Annotated in this window: 5 protein-coding genes; all 5 read left to right on the forward strand. The window is 42.8% G+C overall.

The genetic code is table 11. The features are described 5' to 3' along the window. The first annotated feature begins 58 nt into the window (after window positions 1–58). The 5 genes from ACN6NB_RS07855 (at window position 59) to ACN6NB_RS07875 (ending at window position 11,877) form a co-directional block, all read left to right on the forward strand. Window positions 59–1,756, forward strand: a complete 1,698-nt coding sequence (locus tag ACN6NB_RS07855) for a proline--tRNA ligase (RefSeq protein WP_474253296.1) — start codon at window positions 59–61, stop codon at window positions 1,754–1,756. A 73-nt stretch (window positions 1,757–1,829) separates the two neighbouring features. Next, entirely contained in the window at window positions 1,830–6,143 is a 4,314-nt protein-coding gene (locus tag ACN6NB_RS07860; RefSeq protein ID WP_064498450.1) for a PolC-type DNA polymerase III, read from the forward strand. A 424-nt stretch (window positions 6,144–6,567) separates the two neighbouring features. Then, on the forward strand, window positions 6,568–8,418 hold the full coding sequence (locus ACN6NB_RS07865) for a glycoside hydrolase family 9 protein (protein WP_151284285.1): 1,851 nt from the start codon (window positions 6,568–6,570) through the stop codon (window positions 8,416–8,418). Window positions 8,419–8,450: 32 nt separating this feature from the next. Then, entirely contained in the window at window positions 8,451–10,556 is a 2,106-nt protein-coding gene (locus ACN6NB_RS07870; protein WP_474253297.1) for a glycoside hydrolase family 48 protein, read from the forward strand. 91 nt (window positions 10,557–10,647) lie between these two features. After that, window positions 10,648–11,877, forward strand: coding sequence for an endo-1,4-beta-xylanase (locus ACN6NB_RS07875; protein ID WP_474253298.1), 1,230 nt, complete (start codon window positions 10,648–10,650; stop codon window positions 11,875–11,877). The last annotated feature ends 15 nt before the right edge of the window (window positions 11,878–11,892 follow it).

The following is an 11,892-nucleotide window of genomic DNA, read 5'->3' on the forward strand; positions in this document are numbered from 1 at the left end:
ATTCCGGGAAACAAGAGTTTTTGTGAGAAGTCCTATTTCATAAATGAGGTGTAACGACATGAGACAATCCCTGACTTTCATTCCAACTCTTCGAGAGGTGCCGGCAGATGCTGAGGCAAAAAGCCATCAACTCTTAGTAAGAGCTGGATTTATTAGACAAAATACAAGTGGAATCTATCATTATCTGCCGCTTGCGCATAAAGTCATTCAGCATATTCAATCCATCGTCCGCAAGGAAATGGAAAAGGCAGGCGCAGCTGAGCTGTTAATGCCAGTGCTTCAGCAGGCAGAAATGTGGCAAGAGTCAGGAAGATGGTATACATACGGTCCAGAACTGATGCGTATGAAGGATCGCCATGGCCGCGAATTTGCGCTTGGTCCAACCCACGAAGAAGTGATTACATCACTAGTACGCAGTGAAGTGAAATCGTATAAGAAGCTACCTTTAACTCTATATCAAATTCAATCAAAATTCCGTGATGAACAGAGACCACGCTTTGGACTGCTGCGCGGACGTGAATTTATTATGAAGGATGCATACTCATTCCATTCTTCACCAGAAAGCCTTGACGAGACATACAACAAAATGTTTACAGCTTATTCTAATGTGTTCTCAAAAGTGGGTCTCAACTTTAGACCAGTCATTGCAGATTCTGGGGCAATGGGCGGAAAAGATACACATGAGTTCATGGCACTCTCAGAGGTCGGAGAGGATACCATCGCTTATTCTGATACTTCCTCATATGCTGCAAACATTGAAATGGCTGAGGCTGTATATCACGGAGAAGAAGCAAATCCTGTGGACTTCAAAGAGCTTGAAAAAGTCTACACGCCGCAAGCGAAAACAATCCAAGATGTGGCTGGATTTTTAGAAGTTGATCCTTCTGCATGCATGAAATCTGTTTTGTTTAAAGCAGATGATGCGTATGTTCTCATCCTTACTAGAGGCGATCATGAAGTAAATGATGTGAAAGTGAAAAACTTAGTAGGAGCACAGCTTGTCGAACTAGCATCACGCGAAGAAGTGCTAGAAGTCACTGGAACTGAGCCTGGATTTGTTGGACCTGTTAAACTGGAAGCAGAAGTCGATATTTATGCGGACCTTGCTGTGAAGGGAATGACAAATGCAGTCGCTGGTGCAAATGAAGCGGATTATCACTATGTCAACGTCAACCCTGCACGTGATGTGTCAGTGAAAGAATTCACAGATCTTCGCTTGATTCAAGAAGGAGATGTTTCTCCAGACGGGGAAGGCACAATCCAGTTTGCAAAAGGGATTGAAGTAGGACAAGTCTTTAAACTCGGCACTCGTTATTCTGAGTCAATGGATGCAACGTACCTTGATGAGAATGGACGTGCGCAGCCAATGATTATGGGCTGCTATGGCATCGGCATCTCTAGAACTCTTTCAGCGATTGTTGAACAGCATCATGATGAGAAAGGAATCATTTGGCCGGAAACAGTGGCACCATATGACCTTCACCTCCTTGCATTAAATATGAAAAACGATGCGCAAAAAGAACTGGCTGAAACGTTGTACGAGCGCTTAGAAGATGAAGGCTTTGACGTACTTTTCGATGACCGCCAGGAGCGTGCAGGAGTGAAATTTGCAGACAGTGATTTAATTGGACTGCCAATTCGCATTAGCTGCGGTAAACGTTCAGAAGAAGGTATTGTTGAAGTGAAGTTTAGAAAATCAGGTGAATCACATGAAGTATCTGTTGATGATCTGATTTCATTTATACGCCAAGCATAAAACGAACAAAAAAATGAAGGTACCTCCTGTAGAAAAGAGGTACCTTTCTGATTGAAAAAAGGAGGGTCCTGTCTTGGATGAACAATTACCGATCACACGGCGGCAATTTCATATATTACTCAATCAGATTCAAATGACAGATGATGACCTCAGTCGTTACTTTGAAGAAGGGGAAATCGTCAAATTGACGGTGCACAAGGCGTCGAAAACATGGCATTTCCTTTTTAAATTTAAGGCTCTTTTGCCTTACAAAGTATACGCCATGTTTCTCAGCAGACTGACAAATGCATTTTCTCATATTGCACAAATTACTTGTACAATTGAAGTGAGTGATCCGCACATCTCTGAAGAACTCGTACAATCGTACTGGTCACATTGTGTGGAAGAACTTCAAGGAATTTCTCCCCCAATCATCAGTTTGCTTCAGCAGCAAAAGCCATCGCTGTCTGGTCATAAAATCATCATTAAAACGAAAAGCGAAACAGAGGCACTCGCTATTAAGAAGAAGTACAGCCCGATGCTCCAGGCCGCATTTAAACAAGTAGGTTTTCCAGAGCTGCAATTCGATACAGAAATTTTTGTATCAGATCAAGAGATTCAGAAGTTCAGAGAACAAAAGCTTGCTGAAGATCAAGAAAGAGCCATGCAAGCCCTCACTGAGATGGAGAAGAAAGAAAGTGAGGAGCAGGATGAAGCTCCATCAGGCCCTCTGATGATTGGCTATCAAATCAAAGACAATGAAGAAATTCGTACGCTTGACAGTATCATGGACGAGGAAAGAAGAATCACCGTTCAAGGCTACGTATTCGATGCAGAAACGCGTGAGCTGAAAAGCGGGAGAACGCTTTGTATCTTTAAGATCACTGATTATACAAATAGTATATTGATCAAAATGTTTGCAAGAGAAAAAGAAGATGCTCAGCTGATGAAATCATTGAAAAAAGGCATGTGGGTGAAAGCAAGAGGAAGCATTCAAAATGATACGTTTGTCAGAGATCTTGTCATGATCGCTAATGATGTCAATGAAATGAAACCGCAGCTGAAAGAAGATACAGCACCTGAGGGTGAAAAGCGTGTGGAGCTTCATTTACATTCACCTATGAGCCAAATGGATGCTGTCACTGGCATCGGCAGGCTTGTTGAACAAGCAAAAAAATGGGGACATGAAGCCATTGCCCTGACAGATCATGCCGTTGTACAATCCTTCCCGGATGCGTATGCAGCAAGTAAAAAGCATGGCATCAAAATGATGTACGGTGTGGAAATCAATTTAGTGGACGACGGGGTACCGATTGCATATAACCCAGAGCACCGCTTGTTAGAGGATGCGACATATGTCGTATTTGACGTAGAGACAACTGGACTTTCAGCCGTTTATGACACGATCATTGAGCTGGCAGCAGTGAAAATCAAAGGCGGGGAAATCATTGACCGCTTTGAGGCGTTTGCAAATCCCCATCACCCGTTATCAGCGACAACCATCGAATTAACAGGTATCACCGATGATATGGTGAGAGATGCACCAGATGTCGTCGACGTCGTACGGGATTTCAAAGAATGGATTGGACAAGATATTCTTGTTGCGCACAATGCGAGCTTTGATATGGGCTTTTTAAATGCAGCGTATAAACGCCTCTTAAAAACAGATAAAGCGTCAAACCCTGTCATTGATACACTTGAACTTGGCCGTTTCCTTTACCCAGAATTTAAAAATCACCGGCTGAACACCCTCTGTAAAAAGTTTGATATTGAACTAACGCAGCATCACCGGGCGATTTATGATGCAGAGGCGACAGGCTATCTCATGCTGAAGATGCTAAAAGATGCGGCTGAGAAAGAGATTGCCTATCACGATCAATTGAATGAAAACATGGGGCAGTCGAATGCTTATCAGCGCTCACGTCCTTACCATGCAACTTTGATTGCTCAAAATGAGACAGGTCTTAAGAATTTATTTAAGCTTGTTTCACTTTCTCATATTCATTATTTCTATCGGGTTCCGCGTATTCCGCGCTCACAGCTTGAGAAATATCGAGAAGGTTTAATTGTTGGGTCTGCTTGTGATAAGGGTGAGGTATTTGAAGGAATGATGCAAAAGTCACCTGATGAGGTGGAAGACATTGCAGCATTTTATGACTATTTAGAGGTACATCCGCCAGAAGTGTATCAGCACCTGCTGCAGCTTGAGCTAGTTCGAGATGAACGTGCGTTAAAAGAAATCATCACAAACATTGTCAAACTTGGCGAAAAGCTGAATAAACCAGTTGTGGCGACTGGGAATGTACATTACCTGCATCCAGAAGACAAAATTTATCGTAAAATCTTAATTTCATCACAGGGTGGAGCGAATCCGCTGAACCGACATGAACTGCCAAAAGTTCATTTTAGAACGACAGATGAAATGCTCGAAGCGTTCTCCTTCCTAGGAGACGAAAAAGCGAAAGAGATCGTCGTAACAAATACGCAAAAAGTATCTGAGATGGTCGAAAGCATTAAACCTATCAAAGATGATCTTTACACACCAAAAATTGAAGGTGCAGATGAAGAAATACGGGAAATGAGCTATCAAATGGCGCGCAGTATCTACGGAGATGACCTGCCGAAAATCGTAGAAGACCGCATTGAGAAAGAATTAAAAAGTATTATCGGTCATGGTTTCGCCGTTATTTACTTAATCTCTCATAAGCTCGTAAAAAAATCACTTGATGATGGATATCTTGTTGGTTCAAGGGGATCTGTCGGCTCATCTCTTGTTGCGACATTAACAGAGATTACTGAAGTAAATCCACTTGCACCTCATTATGTATGCCCAAGCTGTAAGCACTCTGAGTTCTTTAATGACGGATCTGTTGGTTCAGGCTTTGACCTTCCAGATAAAGACTGTCCTGAATGTGGAACGCCGTATAAAAAAGACGGACATGATATTCCGTTTGAAACGTTCTTAGGTTTTAAAGGAGACAAAGTTCCTGATATTGACTTGAACTTCTCAGGCGAATATCAGCCGATCGCGCATAACTATACGAAAGAGTTGTTCGGAGAAGAGTATGTATACCGAGCAGGTACGATTGGTACCGTTGCAGAAAAAACAGCATACGGTTATGTGAAAGGCTATGCAGGGGATCATAACCTTCATATGAGAGGTGCTGAAATCGACCGGCTTGTACAAGGCTGTACAGGGGTAAAACGGACAACGGGCCAGCATCCAGGCGGGATTATCGTTGTGCCGGATTATATGGATATTTACGATTTCTCACCTATTCAATACCCAGCAGATGCGACAGGTTCTGATTGGAAGACGACACATTTTGATTTCCATTCGATTCACGATAACTTGCTCAAGCTGGATATTCTTGGGCACGATGATCCAACGGTCATTCGTATGCTTCAAGATTTAAGCGGAATCGATCCAAAAACGATTCCAACAGATGACCCTGAAGTCATGAAGATTTTCCAAGGGACAGAGCCGCTAGGTGTAACAGAAGAGCAAATAGGCTGTAAAACAGGTACACTCGGTATCCCGGAATTTGGAACAAGATTTGTTCGGCAAATGCTAGAGGATACAAAACCAACGACCTTCTCAGAGCTTGTTCAGATTTCTGGACTCTCACACGGTACGGATGTATGGCTCGGAAACGCACAAGAGCTCATTCACAATAAAACGTGTGAACTAAGTGAAGTAATTGGGTGTCGTGATGATATTATGGTCTATCTCATCTATCAAGGCTTAGAGCCGTCACTTGCCTTTAAAATCATGGAATCTGTTCGTAAAGGAAAGGGACTTCCTCCTGAATGGGAAGAAGAAATGAAGAATAATAATGTACCAAACTGGTATATTGATTCTTGTAAAAAGATCAAATACATGTTCCCTAAAGCCCACGCGGCTGCTTATGTATTGATGGCTGTTCGTATTGCTTATTTCAAGGTGCATCATGCACTCCTGTACTATGCGGCTTACTTTACCGTTCGTGCGGATGACTTTGATATTGAAACGATGACAAAAGGATCGAATGCGATTCGAGCCGTTATGGATGATATTAATTCAAAAGGTTTAGATGCATCACCGAAAGAAAAGAACCTATTAACTGTGCTAGAGCTTGCGCTTGAAATGTGTGAAAGAGGCTACCACTTCAAAAAAGTGGACCTGTACCGCTCAAGTGCAACAGAGTTTATCATTGATGGAGACGGATTAATTCCGCCATTCAACTCGATCCCTGGACTCGGCACAAACGTTGCATTAAATATTGTCCGCGCGCGGCAAGATGGGGAATTCCTTTCAAAAGAAGATTTACAAAAGCGTGGAAAAGTCTCAAAGACTATTCTTGAGTATTTAGATCGTCAAGGCTGTTTAGAAGCACTTCCTGATCAAAATCAGCTTTCTTTATTTTAATGTGATGAATAAGAGCGCCCTTAAAAGGGCGTTCTTTTCTATATATACAATAATATTATTATGTTAACTAATAAAGATTTTTCACCAACTGGAATTATTTTCATATCCATTCATATATCTTGATTTAGCGTGATGTTTTAAGAGAAGAGATTGTATGTCATTCTTTCTACCCAAATAGAGCTCAAAAGAGAATTTCGCCGTCTGAAATGTTCTTAAGCGACATATGATCATTCTGGGTACAGTCAGAAGGAGAATCAAGAGAAAACTTCGATGAGCGTAAAGCTGATTGCTGTTTACTATGCTTATTTTTGAAACATATTTGATTCTTTTCAAAACTGTACAGATCACGAAACGAAGTATCAAAAGGAGGCGGTGCGTCTATTGATCAATGTTTCACTAAAAAGAAGGGGTGAGCAATAGAGAAATGGCATCTTACAACTATGTAGAGGTTTTACAAAAATCCATGCTTTTTTATGAAGCGCAGCGGTCAGGCCGGCTTCCGGAAAACAATCGTCTTAACTGGCGGGGAGATTCTGGGCTAGAGGACGGGAAGGATGTTGGGCATGATTTAACTGGTGGCTGGTATGATGCAGGAGATCATGTGAAATTTGGACTTCCGATGGCTTATTCAGCAGCCGTGCTTGCATGGACAGTATATGAATACCGGGAAGCTTATGAAGAGGCGGAGCTGCTTGATGAGATACTAGATCAAATCAAGTGGGCAACGGATTATTTTTTGAAAGCACATACGGGCCCGAATGAATTTTGGGCGCAAGTAGGTGATGGAAATGCTGATCATGCTTGGTGGGGACCAGCAGAAGTGATGCCGATGAACCGGCCAGCTTTTAAAATTGATGAACATTGTCCTGGAACAGAAGTAGCTGCACAAACTGCGGCGGCTTTAGCAGCAGGTTCTATCATTTTTAAAGAAACAGATGCGTCTTATGCGGCAAAGCTTTTGACGCACGCTAAACAGCTATATGCATTTGCTGACAAGTATCGCGGCAAATATTCAGATTGTGTCACCAATGCGCAGCCATTTTACAACTCCTGGAGCGGCTATGTTGACGAACTGATTTGGGGCGGAATCTGGCTGTACTTGGCGACAAATGAAGAAACTTATTTAAACCAAGCATTAAAAGCGGTAGAGGAATGGCCGGAGGATTGGGATTATACGTTTACCATGTCATGGGACAATACTTTTTTTGCTTCACAAATCTTACTTGCAAGAATCACGAAAGAGAACAGATTTATAGAATCCACTGAGCGCAATCTTGATTACTGGACCACAGGTCTCGTTCAAAATGGAAAAGTAGAAAGAATCACCTATACGCCTGGTGGTTTGGCATGGCTAGATCAATGGGGTTCACTTCGTTATGCCGCCAATGCAGCATTTTTAGCCTTTGTTTATGCTGATTGGGTATCTGATCAAGAAAAGAAGAATCGATACCAATCGTTTGCGATCAAGCAAACTCACTATATGTTAGGTGATAATCCGCTGAATAGAAGCTACGTCGTTGGGTTTGGCCAGAATCCGCCGAAGCACCCGCACCATCGTACTGCACATGGCTCATGGTCTAACCAGCTGACAAACCCTCCAAATCACCGGCACACACTTTATGGAGCGCTTGTTGGAGGTCCTAATGCACAGGATCAATATGACGATGACATCTCTGATTATATATCTAACGAAGTGGCGACTGATTATAATGCCGCCTTTACTGGAAATATCGCCAAAATGGTGCAGCTCTTTGGTCAAGGCCAATCAAAGCTGCCAAATTTCCCGCCTAAAGAACAGGTGGAGGATGAGTTTTTTGTAGAGGCAGCTGTGATGCATAACGATACAACATCTACTCAAGTGAAAGCAGTGCTGTACAACAGGTCCGGCTGGCCGGCAAGAACCAGTCAAACACTCTCCTTCAGGTATTACGTTAATCTGAGCGAGGTCTTTGCAAAGGGATTGACTGAAAAGGATATTCAGGTGACAGCAGCCTACAATGAAGGCGCTTCCTTATCGCCTTTAAAGGTATATGACGCATCAGCTCGCGTCTATTTTGCAGAAATTGATTTTACCGGCGTAGCTATTTCTCCTAGAGGAGAATCTGAGCATAAGAAGGAAATACAATTTCGAATATCTGCTCCAAATGGATCGAATATATGGGATGCCTCAAATGATTATTCCTATCAAGGATTAACATCCACTATGCAAAAAACAACGAAGATTCCTGTCTTTGACGATGGTGCTTTAGTATTTGGCACACTTCCAGACAAATAAAAATCAACGATTTTATTGAAAGGGTGAAGGACTTGTCAAATAAAGAACGGTTTTTAACGCTTTATCATCAAATCAAAAGCGATGCGAATGGATATTTTTCACCAGAAGGAATTCCGTACCATTCAATCGAGACGCTCATTTGTGAAGCGCCTGATTACGGACATATGACAACTTCGGAAGCGTATAGCTATTGGCTATGGCTTGAGGTGCTGTACGGACATTACACAGGGGATTGGAGCAAATTAGAGGCAGCTTGGGACAATATGGAGAAGTACATCATCCCAGTCAATGAAGATGGGCATGATGAGCAGCCGCATATGAATGCTTATAATCCGTCCAGTCCAGCCACATACGCAGCAGAGAAACCATTTCCGGATCAATACCCAAGCCAATTAACCGGTGCCCGTCCTGCTGGTCAAGATCCAATTGATGGTGAATTAAAATCAACCTATGGATCAAATGAAACGTATTTAATGCACTGGCTCCTTGACGTAGATAACTGGTATGGCTATGGGAACTTGCTCAACCCATCACATACAGCCGCATATGTGAACACATTCCAGCGTGGTCCACAGGAATCTGTATGGGAGTCCATCCCTCATCCATCACAAGACGATAAATCTTTTGGTAAGCCGAATGAAGGCTTTATGAGCTTGTTCACAAAAGAAAATCAAGATCCAGCTGCTCAGTGGCGTTATACGAATGCAACAGATGCTGATGCACGTGCGATACAAGCGATGTATTGGGCGAAGGAGCTCGGCTATAATCAGACAGCTTATCTTGATAAAGCGAAAAAAATGGGGGATTTCCTCCGTTACGGTATGTACGATAAATATTTTCAAACGATTGGAAGCGGGAAGCAGGGGAATCCGTATCCTGGAAACGGAAAGGGTGCCTGTCATTACTTAATGGCGTGGTATACCTCTTGGGGCGGAGGACTTGGGGAGTATGCCAACTGGTCATGGCGTATCGGAGCGAGCCATTGTCATCAGGGATATCAAAATCCTGTCGCCGCTTATGCTTTATCCACAGATAAAGGAGGCTTAAAGCCATCTTCTGCTACCGGGGCAAGCGATTGGGAAAAAACTTTAAAGAGGCAGCTTGAATTTTACGTATGGCTTCAATCGAAAGAAGGAGCCATAGCAGGAGGCGCAACCAATAGCTGGAATGGAGACTATAGTGCTTATCCGGCGGGAAGAAGTACTTTTTACGATATGGCATATGAAGATGCGCCTGTTTACCTTGATCCGCCATCAAATAACTGGTTTGGAATGCAGGCGTGGCCAATGGAGCGCGTAGCAGAGCTTTATTATATTTTTGTCAAAGATGGCGACAAAACATCTGAAAATGTCCAAATGGCCAAATCTGCCATAACAAAATGGGTCAACTATGCATTAGATTACATTTTTACCGGCAGCCGTCCTGTGTCGGATGAAGAGGGTTATTTCTTAGATGAGCAAGGACAGAGAATTCTAGGAGGAACAAATGTTTCGGTTGCTACAACAAGTGCGCCTGGAGAGTTTTGGCTTCCTGGAAATATTGCTTGGAGCGGGCAGCCGGATACTTGGAATGGGTTCCAGTCTGCAACAGGAAATCCAAATTTAACAGCTGTCACAAAAGATCCGACTCAGGATACGGGCGTATTAGGGAGTCTTGCCAAAGCTTTAATATTCTTTGCTGCAGCCACAAAGCTGGAAACAGGTGATTATACAGCGCTTGGTGCAAGAGCGAAAGATGCAGCCGCGCAGCTCCTAGAGGTTGCATGGAATTACAATGATGGTGTCGGCATAGTGACCGAGGAAGATAGAGAAGACTATGACCGTTTCTTTAGAAAAGAAGTGTATTTCCCAAATGGATGGAACGGGACATTTGGTCAAGGAAATCAGATTCCTGGAGCAAGCACCGTTCCTTCTGACCCGCAGCGAGGAGGGAATGGGGTCTATACGAGTTTTGCTGACCTTCGTCCGAAGATTAAACAAGATCCAGCGTGGTCTTCACTCGAAAGTAAATATCAGTCTTCATTTAATGAAGCTACAGGCAAATGGGAGAATGGTGCACCAGTTTTCACTTATCACCGCTTCTGGTCTCAAGTGGATATGGCCACTGCCTATGCTGAATATCATCGTCTGATCAACTAAGAGATCAAAGGTCAAATTCAAGCTGTCGGCTTCTAGCCGGCAGTTTGAATAGAAAATATCAAGAATCCAATGAAGATAAGGGTGAGTTTATATGGTCAAAGAAAGAAGTTTTCTTCATCATTCATTCAATAGGGGCGAAAATGGACAGGACAGTCTGATGTGGAAAAAAGAGGCGGATGATCGAATCTCAGAGCATAGACAAAGAGATCTTGTGATCAACGTAACAAACGGTGAAAAAAAGCCAATAGCAGGTATAGGGGTTGAAATAAAGCAAATCAGACATGAATTCGCCTTTGGTTCAGCGATGAATGATCAAGTGTTATTTAATCAACAATATGCTGATTTTTTCGTGAAACATTTTAATTGGGCTGTTTTTGAAAATGAGGCAAAATGGTATGCGAATGAGCCACAAAGAGGGAGAATCACCTACGAAAAAGCAGATGCGATGCTGAATTTTGCAGATCGACATCAGCTTCCAGTGAGAGGGCACGCTTTGTTTTGGGAGGTAGAGGATGCGAATCCAAGCTGGCTAAGGTCACTGCCAAATCATGAAGTATATGAAGCCATGAAAAACCGGCTTGAGCATGCGGGCAATCACTTTAAGGGAAGGTTCCGTCATTGGGATGTAAACAATGAAATGATGCATGGTTCATTTTTTAAAGATCGCTTTGGGAAAAATATTTGGAAGTGGATGTATGAAGAAACGAAAAAAATTGACCCTCAAGCACTATTGTTTGTGAATGATTATAATGTGATCTCATATGGTGAACACCATGCCTATAAAGCGCATATCAATGAACTGCGTCAGTTAGGCGCACCTATTGAGGCGATTGGGGTTCAAGGCCATTTTGAAGAACGGGTCGATCCAGTCATTGTCAAAGAGAGACTCGATGTGCTTGCTGAGCTAGGTCTTCCAATATGGGTCACAGAGTACGATTCGGTTCACCCTGACCCTAATCGAAGAGCGGATAACCTGGAAGCTTTATATCGCGTCGCATTTAGTCATCCAGCCGTAAAAGGAGTGCTGATGTGGGGATTTTGGGCAGGTGCCCATTGGAGAGGGGAAAATGCAGCCATCGTGAATTATGATTGGTCTTTAAATGAAGCAGGAAGACGTTATGAAAAGCTTCTAAATGAGTGGACGACCCAAAGAATTGAAAAAACAGATGCTAATGGCCATGTGAGATGTCCAGCATTTCACGGAACATATGAGGTTCGAATCGGTAAAGAAAGTAAAATGTTGAAACAGCAGACGATTGAACTTGATTCAAATGAACAAACACCGTTTCAACTAGACGTGATCCTGCCTCAAGAAGGATAGAGATAGATTGTGAGG

Source organism: Bacillus sp. 11B20 (genome assembly GCF_056098985.1).

Bases quoted from the DNA above. Each gene is read 5' to 3' on its own strand.
- ACN6NB_RS07855 (WP_474253296.1), top strand. From the start codon at position 59: ATGAGACAATCCCTGACTTTCATTCCAACTCTTCGAGAGGTGCCGGCA.
- ACN6NB_RS07875 (WP_474253298.1), top strand. From the start codon at position 10,648: ATGGTCAAAGAAAGAAGTTTTCTTCATCATTCATTCAATAGGGGCGAA.
- ACN6NB_RS07865 (WP_151284285.1), top strand. From the start codon at position 6,568: ATGGCATCTTACAACTATGTAGAGGTTTTACAAAAATCCATGCTTTTT.